The organism is Streptomyces sp. NPDC050388 (assembly GCF_040655635.1).
In the GTDB taxonomy this organism is placed as follows: Bacteria; Actinomycetota; Actinomycetes; order Streptomycetales; family Streptomycetaceae; genus Streptomyces.
The window spans coordinates 31,953-52,302 of the sequence record NZ_JBFAKH010000004.1 but is presented as its reverse complement, the minus strand read 5'-3'; the positions used below and the strand labels follow the sequence as shown (position 1 = coordinate 52,302).

At 68.8% G+C, this 20,350-nt stretch carries 19 protein-coding genes, 2 tRNA genes and 1 pseudogene; 9 read left to right on the top strand and 13 right to left on the bottom strand.

Annotation, left to right across the window (positions count from 1 at the left end):
• Positions 1-27 precede the first annotated feature (27 nt).
• The 4 genes from AB0I73_RS03565 (at position 28) to AB0I73_RS03550 (ending at position 6,518) form a co-directional block, all read left to right on the top strand.
• Complete coding sequence (locus AB0I73_RS03565; RefSeq protein ID WP_363033347.1) at positions 28-1,464, top strand: FtsW/RodA/SpoVE family cell cycle protein; 1,437 nt, start codon at positions 28-30, stop codon at positions 1,462-1,464.
• Positions 1,461-2,933, top strand: a complete 1,473-nt coding sequence (locus AB0I73_RS03560; RefSeq protein ID WP_363033345.1) for a penicillin-binding protein 2 — start codon at positions 1,461-1,463, stop codon at positions 2,931-2,933. Before AB0I73_RS03565 ends, AB0I73_RS03560 begins: the two co-directional genes overlap by 4 nt.
• Positions 2,934-3,103: 170 nt before the next feature.
• Entirely contained in the window at positions 3,104-5,104 is a 2,001-nt protein-coding gene (gene pknB / locus AB0I73_RS03555; RefSeq protein ID WP_363033343.1) for a Stk1 family PASTA domain-containing Ser/Thr kinase, read from the top strand.
• 379 nt (positions 5,105-5,483) lie between these two features.
• Positions 5,484-6,518, top strand: a complete 1,035-nt coding sequence (locus tag AB0I73_RS03550) for a restriction endonuclease (protein ID WP_363033341.1) — start codon at positions 5,484-5,486, stop codon at positions 6,516-6,518.
• Between the two features lie 90 nt (positions 6,519-6,608).
• Here AB0I73_RS03550 and AB0I73_RS03545 read toward each other — a convergent pair whose 3' ends face one another.
• From AB0I73_RS03545 to AB0I73_RS03520, 6 genes and pseudogenes are all read right to left on the bottom strand, one after another.
• Entirely contained in the window at positions 6,609-7,370 is a 762-nt protein-coding gene (locus AB0I73_RS03545) for a class E sortase (RefSeq protein ID WP_363033339.1), read from the bottom strand.
• 13 nt (positions 7,371-7,383) lie between these two features.
• The gene (locus tag AB0I73_RS03540) at positions 7,384-8,604 is read right to left on the bottom strand and encodes a class E sortase (RefSeq protein ID WP_363033337.1); all 1,221 of its coding nucleotides are present in this window, start codon (positions 8,602-8,604) and stop codon (positions 7,384-7,386) included.
• Positions 8,601-9,239, bottom strand: a complete 639-nt coding sequence (locus AB0I73_RS03535) for an aminodeoxychorismate/anthranilate synthase component II (RefSeq protein ID WP_363033335.1) — start codon at positions 9,237-9,239, stop codon at positions 8,601-8,603. Before AB0I73_RS03535 ends, AB0I73_RS03540 begins: the two co-directional genes overlap by 4 nt.
• Positions 9,236-9,397: a hypothetical protein gene (locus AB0I73_RS03530; RefSeq protein WP_109376615.1), complete on the bottom strand. Its 162-nt coding sequence runs from the start codon at positions 9,395-9,397 to the stop codon at positions 9,236-9,238. The genes AB0I73_RS03535 and AB0I73_RS03530 overlap by 4 nt, the downstream gene beginning before the upstream one ends.
• 52 nt (positions 9,398-9,449) lie before the next feature.
• Positions 9,450-9,647 (bottom strand): annotated as a pseudogene (locus tag AB0I73_RS03525) (class E sortase); the annotation flags it as partial.
• A 69-nt stretch (positions 9,648-9,716) separates the two neighbouring features.
• On the bottom strand, positions 9,717-10,496 hold the full coding sequence (locus AB0I73_RS03520) for a DUF881 domain-containing protein (protein ID WP_363033333.1): 780 nt from the start codon (positions 10,494-10,496) through the stop codon (positions 9,717-9,719).
• A gap of 140 nt (positions 10,497-10,636) precedes the next feature.
• On the opposite strand from AB0I73_RS03520, the gene crgA reads away from it, so the two are divergent.
• On the top strand, positions 10,637-10,891 hold the full coding sequence (crgA, locus tag AB0I73_RS03515; protein WP_109376613.1) for a cell division protein CrgA: 255 nt from the start codon (positions 10,637-10,639) through the stop codon (positions 10,889-10,891).
• Between the two features lie 316 nt (positions 10,892-11,207).
• Here the strand turns inward: crgA and AB0I73_RS03510 are convergent, their stop codons facing one another.
• Both AB0I73_RS03510 and AB0I73_RS03505 read right to left on the bottom strand, forming a co-directional pair.
• Positions 11,208-12,095: a rhomboid family intramembrane serine protease gene (locus AB0I73_RS03510; protein ID WP_363033331.1), complete on the bottom strand. Its 888-nt coding sequence runs from the start codon at positions 12,093-12,095 to the stop codon at positions 11,208-11,210.
• 126 nt (positions 12,096-12,221) lie between these two features.
• Positions 12,222-12,749, bottom strand: coding sequence for a peptidylprolyl isomerase (locus AB0I73_RS03505; RefSeq protein WP_109376611.1), 528 nt, complete (start codon positions 12,747-12,749; stop codon positions 12,222-12,224).
• 325 nt (positions 12,750-13,074) lie between these two features.
• Between AB0I73_RS03505 and AB0I73_RS03500 the strand changes: the two genes are divergently transcribed.
• Positions 13,075-13,776: a DUF5324 family protein gene (locus tag AB0I73_RS03500; protein WP_363033329.1), complete on the top strand. Its 702-nt coding sequence runs from the start codon at positions 13,075-13,077 to the stop codon at positions 13,774-13,776.
• Positions 13,777-14,058: 282 nt separating this feature from the next.
• On the opposite strand, the gene AB0I73_RS03495 is transcribed toward AB0I73_RS03500, so the two are convergent.
• Positions 14,059-14,131 (bottom strand) — tRNA-Ala (locus AB0I73_RS03495).
• Between the two features lie 182 nt (positions 14,132-14,313).
• Here AB0I73_RS03495 and AB0I73_RS03490 point away from each other — a divergent pair.
• Entirely contained in the window at positions 14,314-14,862 is a 549-nt protein-coding gene (locus AB0I73_RS03490; protein ID WP_363033327.1) for a DNA-binding protein, read from the top strand.
• 91 nt (positions 14,863-14,953) lie between these two features.
• Positions 14,954-16,603: a protein kinase gene (locus tag AB0I73_RS03485; RefSeq protein ID WP_363033325.1), complete on the top strand. Its 1,650-nt coding sequence runs from the start codon at positions 14,954-14,956 to the stop codon at positions 16,601-16,603.
• Here AB0I73_RS03485 and AB0I73_RS03480 read toward each other — a convergent pair.
• Both AB0I73_RS03480 and AB0I73_RS03475 read right to left on the bottom strand, forming a co-directional pair.
• Positions 16,590-17,921: a hypothetical protein gene (locus AB0I73_RS03480; protein WP_363033323.1), complete on the bottom strand. Its 1,332-nt coding sequence runs from the start codon at positions 17,919-17,921 to the stop codon at positions 16,590-16,592. The two genes, AB0I73_RS03485 and AB0I73_RS03480, sit on opposite strands and share 14 nt — an antisense overlap.
• Positions 17,922-18,184: 263 nt before the next feature.
• Positions 18,185-18,313: a DLW-39 family protein gene (locus AB0I73_RS03475; RefSeq protein WP_003999697.1), complete on the bottom strand. Its 129-nt coding sequence runs from the start codon at positions 18,311-18,313 to the stop codon at positions 18,185-18,187.
• 337 nt (positions 18,314-18,650) lie between these two features.
• On the opposite strand from AB0I73_RS03475, the gene AB0I73_RS03470 reads away from it, so the two are divergent.
• Positions 18,651-19,019: a DUF6344 domain-containing protein gene (locus AB0I73_RS03470; RefSeq protein WP_363033321.1), complete on the top strand. Its 369-nt coding sequence runs from the start codon at positions 18,651-18,653 to the stop codon at positions 19,017-19,019.
• A 377-nt stretch (positions 19,020-19,396) separates the two neighbouring features.
• Here the strand turns inward: AB0I73_RS03470 and AB0I73_RS03465 are convergent.
• Both AB0I73_RS03465 and AB0I73_RS03460 read right to left on the bottom strand, forming a co-directional pair.
• Positions 19,397-19,470: transfer RNA gene (locus AB0I73_RS03465), tRNA-Ile, on the bottom strand.
• 121 nt (positions 19,471-19,591) lie between these two features.
• On the bottom strand, positions 19,592-20,335 hold the full coding sequence (locus AB0I73_RS03460) for a DUF3566 domain-containing protein (RefSeq protein WP_363033319.1): 744 nt from the start codon (positions 20,333-20,335) through the stop codon (positions 19,592-19,594).
• Positions 20,336-20,350: the final 15 nt, after the last annotated feature.

Here is a 20,350-nt window from a genome sequence, read left to right as displayed (position 1 = left end):
GCAAGCCGTGAGAGGCCCTGTCACACGATGAGCAGTACTACCAACCCATCGGCGCAGCACACGTCCACGATCGGCGCGATCGGGGCGCCGAGCCGGCGCAACACCGAGCTCGCGCTGCTGGCGTTCGCCGTCGTCATCCCGGTCTTCGCCTACGCCAACGTCGGGCTGGCCCTCAACAACGAGGTCCCGACCGGCCTGCTGAGCTACGGCCTCGGCCTCGGCCTGCTGGCGGGCATCGGCCACATCGTCGTACGGAAGTTCGCGCCGTACGCGGACCCGCTGATGCTGCCGCTGGCCACCCTGCTCAACGGACTCGGGCTCGTCGCCATCTGGCGGTTGGACCAGTCGGAACTACTGCAGCAGATCCACCAGGCGGGCACCGCCGCCCCCAGGCAGCTGATCTACACCGCCCTGGGCATCGCACTGTTCGTCGCGGTGCTGATCTTCCTCAAGGACCACCGCGTCCTGCAGCGCTACACCTACATCTCCATGCTCGGCGCACTGGTCCTGCTCCTGCTGCCGCTGGTGCCCGGCCTCGGCCAGAACATCTACGGCGCGAAGATCTGGATCAAGATCGGCAGCTTCACCATCCAGCCCGGTGAGTTCGCCAAGATCGTCCTGGCGATCTTCTTCGCCGGCTACCTGATGGTGAAGCGCGACGCGCTCGCCCTGGCCAGCCGCCGCTTCATGGGCCTCTACCTGCCCCGCGGACGCGACCTCGGCCCGATCCTCGTCGTCTGGGCGATCTCGATCCTCATCCTGGTCTTCGAGACCGACCTCGGCACCTCGCTCCTGTTCTTCGGCATGTTCGTGATCATGCTGTACGTCGCCACCGAGCGGACCAGCTGGATCGTCTTCGGCCTGCTGATGTCCGGCGCCGGCGCCGTCGGCGTGGCCAGCTTCGAACCACACGTCCAGCAGCGTGTCCAGGCCTGGCTCGACCCGATGAAGGAGTACACCCTCAGCCGGGCGGGCCAGGGAGGCCACTCCGAGCAGGCCATGCAGGCCCTGTGGGCCTTCGGCTCCGGCGGCACCCTCGGCACCGGCTGGGGCCAGGGCCACTCCGACCTCATCCGGTTCGCCGCCAACTCCGACTTCATCCTCGCCACCTTCGGCGAGGAACTGGGCCTGGCCGGCATCATGGCGCTGCTGCTGCTCTACGCACTGATCGTGGAACGCGGCGTACGCACCGCCCTCGCCGCCCGCGACCCGTTCGGCAAGCTGCTCGCCATCGGCCTGTCCGGTGCCTTCGCACTCCAGGTCTTCGTCGTCGCCGGCGGCGTCATGGGCCTGATTCCGCTGACCGGTATGACGATGCCCTTCCTGGCGTACGGCGGTTCGTCCGTCATCGCCAACTGGGCACTGATCGGCATCCTGCTCAGAATCAGCGACACCGCCAGGCGCCCGGCCCCCGCACCCGCCACCAACCCCGACGTCGAGATGACCCAGGTGGTCCGCCCGTGAACAAGCCCCTGCGCCGAATCGCGATCTTCTGCGGCCTCCTCATCCTCACCCTCCTCATCCGCGACAACTGGCTGCAGTACGTCAAGGCGGACGAGCTGAGGACCGACGAGCACAACCGCCGGGTCGCCATCGAGCGGTACGCGTCCCCGCGCGGCGACATCATCGTCGGCGGCGAGCCGATCACCGGGCACACCACCACCAAGGGCGACTTCAAGTACAAGCGCACCTACAAGAACGGCGCCATGTGGGCGCCGGTCACCGGCTTCGTCTCGCAGGCCTTCGGCGCCAACCAGCTGGAGTCCATCGAGGACGGCATCCTCACCGGAAACGACGACCGCCTGTTCTTCCGCAACACGCTCGACATGCTGACGGGCAAGAACAAGGAGGGCGGCAACGTCGTCACCACCCTCAACGCCGACGCGCAGAAGGCCGCTTACCAGGGCCTGAAGAAGCAGGGCGGCAAGGGTTCGGTCGTCGCCCTCGAACCGTCCACCGGCAAGATCCTGGCGCTGGCCTCCTTCCCGTCGTACGACCCGTCCACGATCGCCGGCGACGGCAACTCCGACGCCGAGGCGTGGCAGAAGCTGCAGAAGAAGAACAACCCCGACGACCCGATGCTGAACCGGGCACTGCGCGAGGTCTACCCGCCCGGCTCCACCTTCAAGGTCCTCACCGCCGCCGCCGCCCTGGAGGAGGGGCTGTACAAGAGCGCGGACGAGAAGACCGACACCCCGCTGCCCTGGACCATGCCGGGCACCACGACCGAGCTGCCGAACGACGGCGACATCCCCTGCGAGGACGCCACCCTGCGCGAAGCGCTCCGGGTCTCCTGCAACACCGTCTTCGGCAAGATCGGCTCGGACCTCGGCAACGACACGATGCTCGAGTACGCCAAGAAGTTCGGCTTCACCGAGGAACAGTTCGTCCCGGTCCGCTCCAGCGCCTCGGTCTTCTCCGACGACATGGAGCCGTCGCAGACCGCGCTCTCCTCCATCGGCCAGTTCAACACCGCCGCCACCCCGCTGCAGATGGCCATGGTCACCGCCGCCATCGCCAACAACGGCACCCTGATGAAGCCGTACATGGTCGACGAACTCCAGGCCCCGAGCCTCGACACCATCGAGAAGACGGACCCGGAGAAGCTGAGCGAGCCGATGTCGGCGGAGAACGCCCAGATACTCCAGTCGATGATGGAGACCGTCGTCTCCGAGGGCACCGGCGGCAACGCGAAGATCGAGGGCGTCACCGTCGGCGGCAAGACGGGTACCGCCCAGCACGGCGTGGACAACAGCGAGAACCCCTACGCGTGGTTCATCTCCTACGCCAAGGGCGAGGACGGCAGCTCGCCGGTGGCCGTGGCCGTGATCATCGAGGACGACGACGCCGTGCGCGGCGACATCTCCGGAGGTGGCCTCGCGGCCCCGATCGCGAAGAGCGTGATGGAGGCGGTCCTCAAGGGCAAGCAGTGACCCCGGTCACGTCCGCTTCACATCGGTGCACGTTGCGGTACCGGTCCTGTATCGGCTGCGGAACTTGGCCAGGTCACACAAAGCGAGCCGGGTACGGTAGGGCCCGGACGGCAGCCTCCGGCCGCACGAACGTGCCGACCGGGACCGACGGAGAGGGCTGGTAGTTAGCTATGGAAGAGCCGCGTCGCCTCGGCGGCCGGTACGAACTGGGCCACGTGCTCGGCCGCGGTGGCATGGCGGAGGTCTACCTCGCGCATGACACCCGCCTCGGCCGCACCGTTGCTGTGAAGACGCTACGCGCCGACCTCGCGCGCGACCCGTCCTTCCAGGCCCGGTTCCGCCGGGAGGCCCAGTCGGCCGCCTCGCTCAACCATCCCGCGATCGTCGCGGTCTACGACACGGGCGAGGACTACATCGACGGGGTGTCCATCCCGTACATCGTCATGGAGTACGTCGACGGCTCCACCCTCCGGGAACTCCTGCACAGCGGTCGCAAGCTGCTGCCGGAGCGGACGCTGGAGATGACCATCGGCATCCTCCAGGCGCTGGAGTACTCGCACCGGGCCGGCATCGTCCACCGCGACATCAAGCCGGCGAACGTCATGCTGACACGCAACGGCCAGGTCAAGGTCATGGACTTCGGCATCGCCCGCGCGATGGGCGACTCCGGCATGACGATGACCCAGACCTCCGCGGTCATCGGCACCGCACAGTACCTCTCGCCCGAGCAGGCCAAAGGCGAGCAGGTCGACGCCCGCTCCGACCTCTACTCCACCGGCTGCCTGCTCTACGAACTGCTGACCGTCCGTCCCCCGTTCGTCGGCGACTCCCCCGTCGCGGTCGCCTACCAGCACGTCCGCGAGGAACCGCAGGCACCGAGCGTCTTCGACCCCGAGGTCACGCCCGAGATAGACGCGATCACGCTGAAGGCGCTCGTCAAGGACCCCGACTACCGCTACCAGTCGGCCGACGAGATGCGCGCCGACATCGAGGCCTACCTCGACGGCCAGCCGGTCGCCGCCACCGCGGCGATGGGCTCGGTCGGCTACGGCGGCTACCCCGACGGCCAGGCGACGACGGCTCTGCGCACGGACGCCGGCGCCGCCACCTCGATGCTGCCGCCCATGAACCCGGACGACGGCGGCTACGGCTACGACGACCGCCCCAACAGGCGCCGCCAGCAGCAGAAGAACAACACCTCGACGATATTGCTGGTCGCGGCGGGCGTCCTGGTCCTGATCGGCGCGATCCTGCTCGGCCGCTCGATCTTCAGCGGCAACGGCGGCGTGGGCAACGACGACGTCCGGGTCCCGAACTTCCTCGGCAAGACAGAGACCGAAGCCGAGAAGCTGGCCACCAACTCCGACCTGCTCCTCGAGTTCACCTCCAAGCCCTGCGAGAACCAGACCAAGGGCAAGATCTGCGACCAGGACCCCGAACCGAACACAGAAGTCAAGAAGGATTCCACCGTCAACCTGGTGGTGTCCACCGGGGCGCCCAAGGTGGTGGTGCCGAGTGTCGTCGGCGACAGCATCGACGACGCCAAGGCCGAGCTCGAGGGCGACAAGTACGAGTTCGTCGTGGAGACGGAGGAGAAGGAGGCCCAGGAGAACCCGGGCACCGTCCTCCAGCAGGACCCGCCTCTCGGCGAAGAGGTGGAGAAGGGCACCACCATCACCCTCACCGTCGCCAAGGCGGTCGCCAGGTCGACCGTCCCGGACGTCCTCGGCAGGACGTGCGACGAGGCCAGGGCGCAGGTGACCGACAATGAGCTGGTGCCGAGCAGCTGCACCGAGCGGGAGGTCGACGACCCGAACCAGGTCGGCAAGGTCATCGAGACCACGCCGCAGAAGGGCCAGCAGGTCGACAAGAACTCCCCGGTGCAGATCGTCATCGGCAAGGCCAAGGAGGCCGAGAAGGTCGCCGTCCCCAACATCGTCGGCCAGCCGCTCAAGGACGCCCAGAAGGCGCTCCAGGACATCGGGCTGGTGGTCGAGATCAAGGGCTCGCAGGATCCCAACTCCCTCGTCTTCCGCGCCGACCCCGGCCCGGGCAACCCGGTCGACAAGGGAACGACGGTCACCCTGTTCACCCCGGACCAGGGCGGCAACAACGGCGGCGGCCCCGGTGGCTTCTTCGGCGGCCTCACCGGCGGCAACAGGGACGACTGACACCTCCCGGAACGCCCCGAACACGCCCGGAGCCCCGGCCCCCTCTCGGAGGGCGCCGGGGCTCTGACGTACCCGCGTACAGGCATGTACAGAACTGACCTCCTCCAAGGGGGCCAGTGGGATCCAGTCCCGCTCCCGAGCCTCCCTCTGTGATGTCCTGAACGCGCTGACCTGCGGCAATCCGGGAGTGACAACGTGTCACTCCCGTTGGCCGGTTATCCACAGGCCCCCCGGAGCCCCCTCTCACCCACCCACAGCGGAACCCGGTCCTTGAACGCACGTCCCCACCCCGCTCGTGCCTTCGCATGCCACGGGTCGTTGAACGGGTGGGGTGGCGCGCTGAGTTCTGCCCCGATCACGAGATCCGAAGGGACAGACGATGATCAAGGAATCAGTCCTGCTGGAATCGCCGTCGCTGCGCAGCAGCGTGCTGGACCGCACGGACGTGCTCGACAGGGTCAAGGCCCTGTCGCTGCTGCCGGACGGTATGCATGTGACGACGGCGATGGTGGCGGTGTACTTCGAGGTGGCCGATACGGTCGTCAACAACCTGCTCAGCCGCCACCGCCAAGAGCTCCAGTCCAACGGGATGCGGGTGCTGCGTGGCTCAGAGCTGCAGAACTTCAAGGAACTCAACCTGAGTTCCTATGGCCACCCACAGCCTCGTTCCGCTCTCGCCATCTGGTCCCGCCGCGCCGTCCTCAATGTCGCCATGCTCCTCCGGGACAGCGAAGTCGCACGTCAGGTGCGTGTGTACCTGCTCGATGTGGAGCACCTGGCCCGCACACAGCCTGTGGAAAACCCTGCTCCCGCAGACTTCACCTCTCTCGACGCCCGCATCGACCGGCGCATCACCCACATCCTCGGCAAGACGGTCGTGCCGATGTTCAACGCCTTGATCGCCACATCCGGTGAGCACCGCCGCGAACTCATCGAACTCCGTGCAGACATCGAGAACGTCGAGCGTGTGTTGTGCCGGCACCACCGACAGATCAGCAGCCTGGAAGGACGGACTCCGACAGCCCGGGGCGAAGACTCCATCGCGGGCATGACCTGGCAGGCACTCGAACGCCACGTGGCCGACCTGCTGCGCCGGGACGACTGCAGGAACGTCGTCGTACGACAGCCCCACACCGACCGGGGCATCGACATCACCGCACGCACGGCCGACGGCCGCACCGTCGCCGTCCAGTGCAAGAACCGAGCGGGTCACCGAGCCGTGCCGAGCTCGGACATGCAGAGGTTCGCCGGAGCCGCGCGAGCCGTCGAACGCTTCGACGTCGCCCTGTTCGTCACCACTTCCCGTTTCAGCCCGGAAGCACAAGCGATCGCCGACCTGAGCGGAGTCCTCACCGTGAACCGTGAGGAACTGGAGGCGTGGAGCGCCGGAGCACGGCTGAAGGCACTGCGCTAGGTCCGAGAGACGAAGGTCCGAAGCCGCAAAGGCGAGTTGCGGCTTCGGGCCTTCGTCATGTTAGGGGACCGAAGTCCTGCAGAACCTCGGTCAGCGCAGTTCCTCCGGCGGGGTCCGGTCCTTGTCGACCTTCTCCGTGCGGACCAGTTCGCCCCAGACGATGTAGCGGTACGTGCTGGTGTACACCGGGGTGCAGGTCGTCAGGGTGATGTAGTGGCCGGCCTTCTTGCGGCCGGACTCCTCGGGGACCTTGGAGAGGACCTCGATGTTGTACTTCGAGGTCTCGGGAAGGATCGCGTAGGTCTTGTAGACGTACCAGGTGTCCTTCGTCTCGAAGACGATCGGGTCGCCTTCCTTGATCTTGTGGATGTCGTGGAACTTGGCCCCGTGGCCGTCCCGGTGCGCGGCCAGCGAGAAGTTGCCCTTCTTGCCGGACGTCGGCAGGGTCGCCTTCACCGGGTCGGTGTAGTAGCCGGCGACGCCGTCGTTGAGCACCTCCATCGTGGTGCCCTTCTCGACCAGGATGTCGTTGCCCATCGCGGGCACGTGCAGGAAGCCGATCCCGTCCTTGCTGTCGTAGGAGGCGGGGCCACCGCCGGTGCCGTCGCCGGGCCCCTGGGCCCAGTTGTCCCGTACCTTGTCCGCCTGCTTGTCCGCCGCGCGATCGGCGAGCACGTTCGTCCACCACAGCGAGTAGACGACGAACAGGCCGAGCAGCAGGCCCACGGTGATGAGAAGTTCTCCGAGCGCGCTCACCGCGATCGCGACCGGCCCCGTGCGGCGGCGCGCCGGAGGCGACGGTGACGCGGGCATGGCGGTGTGCTCTTCGGTGTCGTCGGCGGTCGCTGCCACGTTTCCTCTGCCCTTAACTGACGAGCGCATCCGGCTTGCCCTTGCTGCGCGGCCGTTCCTCGTCCATCTTGCCCCAGACGATCATGCGGTACTTGCTGGTGAACTCCGGCGTGCAGGTGGTCAGCGTGATGTAGCGGCCGGGTTCCTTGAAGCCCGATCCCTTCGGGATCGGTTCGAGCACGCTGATGTTGCTCGGCGAGGTCACCGGCAGGATCGACTCCATCTTGTAGACGAAGTACGTGTCCTGCGTCTCCACCACGATCGGGTCGCCCTGCTCCAGCCGGTTGATGTACCGGAACGGCTCCCCGTGCGTGTTGCGGTGCCCCGCGACCCCGAAGTTGCCCTCCTTCTCGTCGGGCATCGCCGTCTTCAGCGCGCCCTCCGCGTAGTGGCCCACCATGCCCCGGTCGAGCACCTTCTTGCTGTCGATCCCCTCGGCGATCGGCACGACCACGTCCAGCCGCGGAATGTGCAGCAGCGCGAAACCCTTGCCCGGTTCGAACGCTCCCGGACTGCGCTTGCCGTTGGCCCAGTCGCTCTGGAGGTCACTGGCCTCCTGGCCGGCCTGTGCCTGCGCGCGCACATTCGTCCACCACAGCTGGTAGGTGACGAACAGCAGCATCAGCACACCGCAGGTGATGAACACCTCGCCAATCCCCCGGCTCGCGACGACGGCGGCACTCGGCTTCCGCTCCCGTGCCCGCCGCCGCGCCTCCACACGCGAGAGCGGCGCCTGTGGCGCGTCGTGGCCGTGGGACGCGCCCGGGGCCTCGGCGGGCCGATTCGCGCCGCCACGGCGTCCCTGACGCTTCTTGGCGGCCTTCCTGCGCGCCGCCCGGCCTCCGGGAGCCGCGGAAGCCGCCGAGGACTCCCCGCGCGAACCGTGCGTCGCGGGCCCCGTGCCCGCGTCGTACTCCGTGCGCTCCGGCGGATCGGGGATCCGCAGCGCCACCGTCTCCTCGTCGACGGGCGGCAGATACGCGGTACTGTCGTCGGCCCCGGCAGCACCGCCCCCGACCGCGCCCGCACCGCCGTAGGAGTAGGCGCCCTGCTGAGTGGTGTCGTACCAGCCGCCGTCCTCGAACGTGCCGGGCGCCCCGTACGCGCCGGGCCCCCCGTACGGCTGCTGCCCGTACGGGGTCCCCTGCTCGCCGCCGGCGCCGTACGAGGAACCGTCCGTGAAGGACTGCCCGTATCCGGCACCGGACTCGCGCTCGGGGCGCAGCGCGGTCACGCCGACGACCTGCCCACCACCGGGGCCAGCCCCGCCGATCTCGCCACCGCCCCGTCGTCCCCGCACTCCACCAGCCAGTTGGCGAGCATCCGGTGCCCGTGCTCGGTGAGCACCGACTCGGGATGGAACTGCACGCCCTCGACGAGCAGTTCACGGTGGCGCAGACCCATCACGATGCCGTCCGGTGTCCGGGCCGTCACCTCCAGCTCCGCCGGTACGGTGGCCGGCTCGGCCGCCAGGGAGTGGTAGCGCGTCGCCGTGAACGGCGAGGGCAGGCCCGCGAAAACGCCCTTGCCCCCGTGCTCGACCGGCGAGGTCTTCCCGTGCAGCAGCTCGGGTGCGCGGTCCACCACACCGCCGTAGGCCACCTGCATGGCCTGCATACCGAGGCAGACGCCGAAGACGGGCACTCCGGCCGACGCGCAGTGCCGCACCATGTCCACGCAGACACCGGCCTGTTCAGGGGTCCCGGGCCCCGGGGACAGCAGCACGCCGTCGAAGTCGTCCTGCGCGTGCGCCGTCGACACCTCGTCGTTGCGCAGGATCTCGCACTCGGCGCCCAGCTGGTACAGGTACTGGACCAGGTTGAAGACGAAGCTGTCGTAGTTGTCGACGACGAGAATGCGCGCGCTCACTGGTTGTCCACCGTCACATCGTTGAAGGGCAGCAGCGGCTCGGCCCAGGGGAAGACGTACTGGAAGAGGACATAGACCACGGCGATGATCAGCACGAGTGAGATGAGCGCCTTCGCCCATCCGTTCCCCGGCAGATGCCGCCAGATCCAGCTGTACATGCCGTCCCTTCCGTCGCACCACGGCACCGGACCCACGCCGTTCGTCACCAGACTAACGGCGCAACGCCTCCGGTTTCCCGGCCTCCACAGGCTGCGTGGAGTCCGGATGCGCCCGGACGGTCGGCCGATGACCGTGCCCCCGTTCCGGTTCGCACGTCGTCAGCGTCGGACAGCGGCCGGGACGCGTGTATCCGGAAGTACGTGGCGCAGGGTCGATCACCTCGATGTCCGAGGGAACGGTTTCGTACGGACGGGGCCCACCGGCGGCCCGCGTCCCCGCTCCCGTAGTCCGTCCGGCCCGGGGCCCGCCCCGTGGGCCCTACCGCACCGGCTTCGCGTAGTGCAGGTCCACTGTGCCCGAGTAGCCGGGCAGGGTCACCGCCCCCTCGTCCTCGACCTTCCAGCCGAGCCCGTAGACGTTGACGTACACCATGTAGTTCTGGATCGACGGGGAGGCCGCGAGCGCGTTCTTCAGCTTCTCCGGATCGCCGACCGCCGTGATCTTGTACGGCGGCGAGTAGACGCGGCCCTGGAGGATCAGGGTGTTGCCCACACAGCGCACCGCACTGGTGGAGATCAGCCGCTGGTCCATGACCTTGATGCCCTCGGCGCCGCCCTGCCACATCGCGTTCACCACGGCCTGGAGGTCCTGCTGATGGATGACCAGGTAGTCGGGCTGCGGCTCGGGATATCCGGGAAGCTTGGCGGTGGCGTTCGGCGGGGCGTCGTCGAGCGTGACCGTGATGGCCTCGCCCTTGAGTTTCTGCGTGCCCGCGCGGTGCTCCAGGTCGGCGAGCTGGTCGTCCTCCGCCTCGGTCCTGCCGTCGTCACGCTCGGCGAGGGACTCGATGTCCCCCCGGAGCGCCCCGTTGGACTCCTCCAACTCGCCGTTCTTGTGGCTGCGCTCATGAATGAGGTCGGACAGTTTCAGCAGGGAGTCGTCCGTGCGGATGTTGGTGCCCTTCGCCGTGTTGAAGCTGGTGAAGAAGAGGAGACCCGCGAGGGCGAACACGCCCGCGGTGAGCATCCGGACGGGCCGGAAGCCGCGTCGGCGGACAGGGCTGGCTTCCGTCCCTGGGGAGTCGGCAGAATTGCTCAACGTACCCTTATCTCCTTCGGCGCCACGGAAGCACTACGCTAACTGACGCCCGGGGGAGCGCTCGGAGTCCCCTTGCAACCGCCCCGAGCACGACCCAGTTCCCTGCGCGGCCACGCAGCGCATCGACAGGAGAGACCCTCGTGCCGAAGTCACGTATCCGCAAGAAGGCCGACTACACGCCCCCGCCGGCGAAGCAGACGACCGATCTCAAACTGACCAGCAGCTCCTGGGTCGCACCGGTGATGCTGGCCCTGTTCCTGATCGGCCTGGCCTGGATCGTCGTGTTCTACGTCACCGACGGCAAGCTGCCCGTCGACGCGCTGGGCAACTGGAACATCGTGGTGGGCTTCGGATTCATCGCCGCCGGCTTCGGCGTCTCGACTCAGTGGAAGTAGCGCTGAGCGGTACGGCCCTGCCCCAGCACTGCCCCAACCCTGCCCTGGACCGCCCGGCGGTCCAGGGCAGAGTTGTCCGCCAGCTCCGGGCAGGGTTGTCCACCGAGTTATCCACAGGCATGTCCACAGCATGGGGAAAAGAAACGACGATCTGTGGATAACCTGTCGGAGATTGACGCCGGTGTGACAGAAGCACCAGCAACCGAAAGCGCGTTCGCGCGTCGCTGACCTGCAGAAACACTGATCAGCGACAGCAGGCACAGATGTTCCTGCACACTGTGCACAAGATCCGGCACAGACTGTGGACAACCGGTGCTCAAGCGAGCTGGGCCGTCCTCAGCAGGGTCATCAACACGATCACGGCAAGGACCAGTGCACAGGTTCCATACTGGATCAGAGCCCGCCGCTCGCGCGAGGCGTGGACCATGGCGTACCCGATCGCCACACCGGCGACGAGCCCTCCGATATGGGCCTGCCAGGCGATGTTGAAGCCCGGGCTGAAGGTGAAGGCCAGGTTGATCACCAGCAGGACGATGATCGGCCGTATGTCGTAATTGAGCCGGCGCACCAGAACGGCCATCGCGCCGAACAGCCCGAAAATGGCACCGGAGGCACCGAGCGAGGCCGTGGTCCCCGGGACCAGCAGATAGGTCAGCGCACCGCCCGCCAGGCCCGAAATCAGGTACAGCGCGAGGTAACGGGTCCGGCCGAGGGCCTGCTCCAGCGGACCGCCGAGCCACCACAGAGCGAGCATGTTGAAGAGGATGTGCCAGATCGCCTCGTGAGTGAACATCGAGGTGACCAGGCGGTACCACTCGCCCTCGGCGACGCCCTCGGCGGGGCCGAGCGGCGGCCAGGTCCCGATCAGCACGAGGTGGCCCAGCAGTGACGGCCAGACATGCACCGCGATGAACACCGCGATGTTGATCCCGAGCAGGATCTTGGTGATCAGCCGGGGGTCACCGGCGACGGTGCCGCCGGCGATCGTGCGGGGCATCGAGGCGGCGGGCGCGTGCCCAGTGCCCGGGCCTCCCCCACGGACGCATTCGGGGCACTGGAAACCGACCGAGGCGCTGACCATGCACTCGGGGCAGATCGGGCGTGCGCAGCGGGTACAGCGAACGCCGGTCTCGCGGTCCGGGTGGCGATAGCAGACCGGGACACTGCGGGCGTCCTGCGGGCTGCCTGCAGCCTGGTCGTCCATGGGATCCCCTAGGTCGTGTGGAAAAGGCCCCGCCCCGCCCATCCTTACGGATGAGCGGGGCGATTGGTTCCCTCTGGGGCTTTCGCACTCCTGGGGGCGGGGCCGCACTCGGCCCTTACGGCGTTCTCAGCCCTCGCGGATCTCGACCGACTCGATGACGACGTCGTTGACCGGACGGTCGGTCCGGGGGTTGGTCTGCGTGGCCGCGATGGTGTCGATCACCTTCTGGCTCGCGGCGTCGGTGACCTCGCCGAAGATGGTGTGCTTGCGGTTCAGCCACGCCGTCGGGGAGACGGTGATGAAGAACTGTGAGCCGTTGGTGCCCGGACCCGCGTTGGCCATGGCCAGCAGGTAGGGCTTGTCGAAGCGCAGGTCCGGGTGGAACTCGTCCTCGAACTGGTAGCCGGGACCGCCGGTGCCGTTGCCCAGCGGGTCACCGCCCTGGATCATGAAGCCACTGATCACCCGGTGGAAGACCGTGCCGTCGTAGAGCTTGTCCGTGGACTTGGCGCCCGTCTCCGGGTGGGTCCACTCCCGCTCGCCCTTGGCGAGCTCGACGAAGTTCTTGACGGTGATCGGCGCCTGGTTCGGGAAGAGCCGGACCTCGATGTCGCCGTTGTTGGTCTTCAGGGTGGCGTAGAGCTGATCAGCCACGATGTGCCTTCCGTTGTCTTTCCGTAACTCACCGATCCTCGCACGGACGGGGCGTCCAGTCGCCCGCCGTCCGTCCACAGGAGGGCAGCAGAGCCGAACCACTTGCAGAAAACCGGGTGAGTCCTTCCGTGACGGGGGCACCCGGGAACGATCCGTGGCATTGTCGACGACAAGCTCCCGTTCCCCCGTATTCATCCGCTATTGCACTCGATCAGTGCCATCGGCACCCGTATGCCCCTCCGCACATGCCCGGCAGCGAGGCGGAAGGCATGATCCGTAAATGGGTGGACAGTCGAAAAACGTACGCCACCGAGGAGGAGGAACCGTGACCCGCATCGATAGCGTGCGCGCCGCGACTGATTCGGCGAAGGACAGCGTGCTGCATGCCGCGGAAGTGGTGGCGCCCTACGCCGACACGGCCAAGGTGAAGGCCGCGCACTACGCACAGGAGGCGCGCGTACGGCTGGCGCCCAAGGTGACCCAGGCCGCGGGGCAGGCCCGTGTCCAGTACGGCGCCCATGTGCAGCCGTATCTGGAGCAGGCCCGGAGCCATGTGCCGCCGAAGGTCGATCTGGCTGCTCACGAGGCCGCCGTCCGGACCCGCAAGGCTGCCCAGCAGGCGGCGGACTACTCCCGGCCGAGGATCGAGCAGGCCAAGGCCGCCGCCGGTCCGGCGCGGGACGAGGCCGCGGCCCGCAGCGCGGCGGTACTGGCCGCACTGCGCGGTCAGGTCTCGGCCAAACAGATCCAGAAACTCGTCCGCAAACAGCGGCGGCGCGCGAAGGCCGGCCGGGCCGCGAAGGTGCTCGTGGTCCTGGGGGCCGTCGCCGGCGGTGCATTCGCCGCCTGGAAGTGGTGGGACAAGCAGGCCAACCCGGACTGGCTGGTGGAACCGCCGGCCGCGACCGATGTCGGGGAGCCGGGCGCGCTGTCGTCCGTGGACGGCAGCCGCGGCTCCAGCCTCGATCCCGAGGTCCGGGCGAAGGAGGCCGAGGAGGAGGCCGCCAAGCGCGACGAGCAGTCCTGACGCTCGGGCGGCATCGAAAGATGCGGCATCGAAAGATCTCGATGCCGTCGGTCTGCGACATCCATCGCCTGCGGTACCAACAGCCTGGTGGGGCGGGAGACTTCAGCGTCTTCCGCCGCACCGGGCTGTTTCACGTGAAACAGTCCGGTGGGCCCGGGGCCCGGCCCTGAAGCCAGGGCCTCGAAGGCTCCCTGGAGCCGTGGCGCCGTGGCGCCGAGCTCCTGGAGTTACCGAGAAAGAACCCCTCCCACCTGTTTTCCGCAGGTGGGAAGGGTTTCCTTGTGGAGCCTAGGGGAGTCGAACCCCTGACATCTGCCATGCAAAGACAGCGCTCTACCAACTGAGCTAAGGCCCCGTGTGTGAAGCGTCCACCAGGAACAAGCACATCCGGGTGGGCGCCGGAAACAAGAGTACCGGGTCCCCCGGGGGGTTCCGCAAAAAGATTGGGGGTCCCCGTGACCAACCACTCTCCGTAAGATGCTCGGCGTGGTTCGCTACAGCGAACCACGGTTCTTGGGGAAGCGATGGGGAGACGCAATGGACGCCGCACAGCAGGAAGCGACCGCAAGAGCGCGGGAACTGCAGCGGAACTGGTACGGGGAGCCGCTGGGGACGCTCTTCCGTAAGCTCATAGACGACCTCGGCCTCAACCAGGCTCGTCTCGCTGGGGTACTGGGGCTGTCCGCACCGATGCTGTCGCAGCTGATGAGCGGTCAGCGGGCGAAGATCGGCAATCCCGCGGTGGTCCAGCGGGTGCAGCTGCTGCAGGACCTGGCGGGCCAGGTTGCGGACGGCAGTGTCAGCGCGGCCGAGGCGACCGAGCGCATGGAGGAGATCAAGAAGTCGCAGGGGGGTTCGGTGCTCAGCAACACCACACAGACGACGAGCAGTTCGGGCGCACCCACGGTCAAGCGGGTGGTGCGGGAGATCCAGTCACTGCTGCGTTCGGTGGCTGCTGCCGGCGACATCATCGACGCCGCCGACGCCCTCGCCCCGACCCACCCCGAGCTGGCAGAGTTCCTCCGGGTCTACGGCGCCGGCCGCACCTCCGACGCGGTCGCGCACTACCAGTCCCACCAGAACTGATCCCCCGGCCGCAGTCGGGGCAGGGGCAGAAGGGGTAAGCAAAGGGGCAGGGCAAGGGGAGATCCCGCTGGGGGAGGAGCGACGCACAGCCATGGGTGAGGTCTTTGCCGGCCGGTACGAGCTGGTCGACCCGATCGGGCGCGGGGGTGTCGGTGCCGTCTGGCGTGCCTGGGACCACCGCCGTCGCCGCTACGTGGCGGCCAAGGTCCTGCTGCAGAGCGACGCCCACTCCCTGCTCCGTTTCGTGCGCGAGCAGGCCCTGCGGATCGATCACCCCCATGTGCTCGCCCCCAGCAGCTGGGCCGCCGACGACGACCAGGTCCTGTTCACCATGGACCTGGTCGCCGGCGGCTCACTGGTTCACCTCATCGGTGACTACGGACCCCTGCCGCCGGCGTTCGTCGGTACCCTGCTCGACCAGCTGCTGGCGGGGCTCACCGCGGTGCACACGGAAGGCGTCGTGCACCGCGACATCAAGCCCGCCAACCTGCTCCTGGAAGCCACCGGCACGGGCAGACCGCGTCTGCGGGTGTCCGACTTCGGTATCGCCATGCGGCTCGGTGAACCGCGCCTGACCGAGACCGACCTGGTGGTGGGCACGCCCGGCTATCTCGCGCCGGAGCAGCTGCTGGGCTCCGAACCGGACTTCCCCGCGGACCTGTTCGCGGTGGGTCTGGTCGCGCTGTATCTGCTGGAGGGCGCCAAACCGGACGCCAAGGCGCTCATCCAGTACTTCACCGAGCACGGCACGCCCGGGGCTCCCCAGGGCATCCCCGACCCGCTGTGGCAGGTCGTGGCCACCCTGTTGCAGCCGGACCCGCAGGCACGGTTCCGTACGGCCACGGGGGCGCGCAAGGCCCTGGCCGCGGCCAGGGAGCTCCTCCCGGTGCCCGGCCCCGACGACGAGTTGATCGAGATCTTCGACCAACTCGGCCCGCTTCCCCCGGGTTTCGGTCCCGAAGGCCCGCTGAAGGCGGCTTCGGGCGTGCGCTCGGCCCCGAGCCGTCCGGGAGGGGCGGGACAGCACCCGGAGGGCGGGGAGGCGGGCCGCCCGTCCGGAGCCGGAGCGGCAGGCGCTCCGCTCGGAACCTCCGGGCGTGGCGACTCCCCCTCCCGTTCCGACCCGGGTCACGGCGGCGCCTCCCCCCATGGGGGCGGGGCCGGCCGCCCGGTTCCCGCGAGCCGGCCCACCGCGACCGGTGTCGTCGGCACCGGCCCGGCACCGTCCGCCCCGCCGCAACAGCCCTCGATGTCGGACACCGGCAGCTTTCACCTGCCACCGCCCCAGGCCACGGTCACGTCCTCCCCCGCACCCGCTCGACCGCCCCACGCGCACACCCCACCGGGTCAGGGGCAGGGACGGGTACCGGGACAGGTGTACGCCCGGGCACAGTCCCAGGGCCGGACACCGTCCCCGCCTCCTCACGTCGCACAGCAGGTGGCCCATGCCGGTCCCATGTCCCCGCCCGACGGCGCTCACCCACTGCGCTTCCCCCTGTTCCCGCCGTCGTTCCCCCCGTCGGCGTATCCCGGCCCCGCGTCGCATCGCGCCGATGCCTCCACTGCTGAGTACACCGCCCGCGTCCCGCAGGTTCCGCCTTCGGGCAAGGCCGCTTCACGGCGCGGGGCGACCGGTCGGCGACGGCGCCGCCCCGGTCCTCCCGCACGGGTCGCCGTCCCTCTCCTGCTCCTGGCGCTGGCCTGCTATGCCGTGGGGTTCTGGGCCCTCACGCGGGTCTGACGCCCGGATCGTCCTGGGAAACGGTTCTTCGTCGAGCGGCCACCGTCCACACGGCGAGTCCCACCAGCAGTGCGCTGCCGGTTCCGATACCGCCCACCGCGAGCGCCGTCATCGCGGTGCCGTCCCCCGTGGACCGACCCCGAGCCGCCGCCTCACGGTCCTGTGCGGTGACCGCGAAGATGTCCGCCGGAACGGACTCCCCCGCGTACTCCGGCCCGTCCTGTGCCGCACCGCTGATGACCCGCACCCGCAGCTTCAGCGGGACGGGTCCGTCACCGAAGTCGTCCGCCACCTCCGCCGTGAGGTGTGCGACGAGGTAGTAGGAGCCTGCGAAGCGCATCGCGCCGACCTGGGCGCCGGTGGCATGGCGATTGGCGTACGCGACGTGGGGGAGTGAGGGGAGGCTGCCCGACTTCTGTCTGCCGTCGTAGCCGATGCCCACGTCCGCGACATGCCCGCGTACGGGGTTGTAGAGGTCCAGGTCCAGGGCGGCGGGGACGAACCCGGTGCCGTCCGAGCTCGAACTGCCCAGTTCGGCGGTGGCGTGGAACTGCTGGCCCCAGTCGACGGGAACCTTGTAGAAGAGCGTCCGGCCGGGCCGGATGTCGTCCCGCCAGACTCCCTCACCGAGCGGGGTGGCCTCGGCGAAACCGACACCGCCCGCGCGCCGTCGGGCCTCTCCGGTGACGGGCTGGGGCGAGGCGGAGTTCCACTCCTCGGGCGCGGTCGTCCCTTCGGTTCGTTCCAGCCGCGGTTCCGACGCGATGGTGAGTTCCAGCTCCCAGGCGTCGGGGGAGGCGCCCTTTCCGTCCGGATCGGCGCGTTCGACGGTCACGTAGTACGTACCGGCGTCCTGGCAGAGGGTTTTCCCGGGGGAGATCTCGCGCACGGCCGACGCGGCGACCGGGTGCGGGCTGGCGGCGGCGCCGAACGTCGTGGTGTCCACGTCACAGGAGCGGCCGTCCGTGTCCTGCACGGACACCTTGACGCCGTCGATGACGGCGGCGCTGCCACGGCCCGGGGGGACGGCGGTGGCGGAGACGTAGACGTTCGAGCCGGCGTCGAGTTCCAGGCGGTAGTGGATCCTGCCGCTCGCCGGAAGAGTGCTCCGGTAGGTCCGGCCGGCTTCCAGCCGTACGGCGTCGGCGGTGCTCCCCGCCCCGTCGATCCGTTGTGCGCCCCCGGTGAAGGCATACTCCTCAGAGGCTTTAGGAGCCCCGGAAGCAGCGCGGAGGGCCTCGGTGGCCCCGGCGTTTCCGGAAGCCCGGGAAACCGCCTCGGGGGCCCCGGCGGCAGCCGCCCCCGGCCGCGCAGACACACCCGGGGCCCCCAACAGCATCACCGACGCGAGCGTCACCACGCCCGCGCGCAGGGCAGCCGGCGCCCGACCACGCCCCGTCCGGGCGTGCCGCCCCCACGCCATACACCGCCGTCCCCTCACGCGCCACCCCTCGTCGTCGCCCGGACGTCGCACCGCGCCCCATCCTGCCCCGCGGACAAGGCCCGTCGGCAAGGCCCCACGACACACAAAACCCCGACCGCGAGCGCGGCCGGGGTCTGTTCAGCGTCGTATGTCGGTACTCACGAACCCGTGGGCACGGAGTCAGTCGCCTCCGTCCACAGGTCCTGCTCGGCGCGATCCGCCTGGATCTGGCGGTACACGAGGAGCCCGCCGATGGCGGCCAGTGCGACCAGGAGAAGCTTCTTCACCGCGCGACCTCGTCTTTCTTGACGTAGGGGACCTCTGGCGCCCGACTATACACACCGACCGATACCGATCAGTGACCTGTGCCGGCCGCGCAACTCCCCATCTTTACTGTGCAGTAGGAGCTGAGCACGCCGACCGGACCAGAGGGTGACCACCTCCGCACAGTCGGTTAATTTGACTGCCTCCCTCCGGATTCTTTCGCTTTTCGCCCCTCTTGCGACCATCCGGGTGGTGTTCATCTGAACATCGACGCGCCACGGACGTTGGTCCACCACTTCGCGGCCCGCATACACATGATGAGCAAAGTACGCAAATCGCCCGACCCGAAAGTGAGGGGCCATGGCCCGGAACAAGGTCATGAAGCTGTGGACCGCCATCGTCACCGCCTTCCTCGCGCTGTGCACGGCGCTCGGACTCATCACCACGACCGCCTCCGCCGCGGCTGTATCCCAGACCGAGACGACCCGCAACAGCAAGAGCGCCCCGGACGTGACGACGCCGGCCGCGTCCGTCCGGCCCTGGTCCCATACGAGGGCCCTGCCCCCCACGATGAAACAGCGCATCCGCGCGGAGGCCCACGGAGGATCCCCCAGGTGCCGCCACCGCCCGCTCGCGAACCCGGCCCCTGACCCGGCCTCCACCCCCTGCTCCGACGACACCACATCCCCCGCGGCGCCCCGCACCGGCCACCTCCCGCTCCAGCGCTGAGCCGCTGGGCCCCTTGGAGGCCCGCTGCCTCACCACACCCCACCCGTGCCGTCTCCGGCTCCCCCGAAGTCCCGGCGAACTCGCGTACAGCCCCGGCGGCACACGAAAGGCCCGGTTGCCCGGCAACGGGCAACCGGGCCTTCCCCATGCCCTCACCACCGAGCGCGTCAGGCCCGGCCGCCACCGCACCCCGCCCCACCGGCGAACGGGCCCGGAGGGAGCGGAGCCCCACTCCTCCCACACCATCACTCGCACCCCGTGCAAGGGCATGGGGCAGACCGGGTGGGACGAGGTGAGGGCCGGCAGGCCGAGACGAGGCAGGCCGAGACGGACGCAAAAGACCCCCGGCCGCACTGGCCGAGGGTCTCATGGCGATGTGGGGCTAACAGGATTTGAACCTGTGGCCTCATCCTTATCAGGGATGCGCTCTAACCAACTGAGCTATAGCCCCGCCGCGCTCTGCGGTATGTGTTCCGCGCGCTGACTCCTGAAGATTAGCGCACGACCCGGGCAGTCCCAAAATCGGTTGCCGGGGGACCGTCAGAGCAGGCCGGGAAGCCGCCGGGCGCCGCTCACTCGTCCTCGGCCAGCGTGAGCTCGACACCGCCCACGAAGCCCGCGGAGAGGTTGTAGATGAACGCGCCGAGGGTCGCCAGAGCCGTTGCCAGGACGACGTCGATGACCGCGATGATCGTCGTGAACAACAGCACGTTGGGCAGCGACAGGAACGACTGGAGGTCGAAGCCGTTCGACTCGTTGGAGCCCGTCGCCTCGGAGATCGTGCCGCCGACCGTCGAGAAGACGCCCATCGCGTCCATGACCATCCACAGCACCGCGGACGCGACGATCGTGCAGATGCCCAGGGCGATGGAGAGCAGGAAGCTGACCTTCATCACCGACCAGGGGTCGGCCTTGGCCACCCGCAGGCGAGCCTTGCGCACGCGCGGTGTGGTGCGCGCCCCGGTGCGCGGGCGGCGTACCGCGCCGCCCGGACCCTCTGCCGTACCGGCCTGCGCCTGGTAGGCCTGCGGCGGGTGGTAAGGCCCCGCCTGCTGCGGCTGCCGTTCCCCCGGCAGCGGTGAGGTCGTATGAGCAGCGGCGCCCTGTCCGGGCGTGCTCTGCTGATGACCTCGGGTGTCCGTCACAGTCCCCCCCTGGGATCCATGTCTGTCGGACGAAGGCGAGTCCTTGCCGGGCGACTTGATCGCTTTCAGGTTGGTCGTGTGCGGATCTGTCGCCCGCGTGGCAGAGCCACGGCCACCGCCGTCCGTGCCCGTGCTGGTACCGGTCGGCCCGGTGCCCGTGGCTCCGCTCACGCTGACTCACTCCTC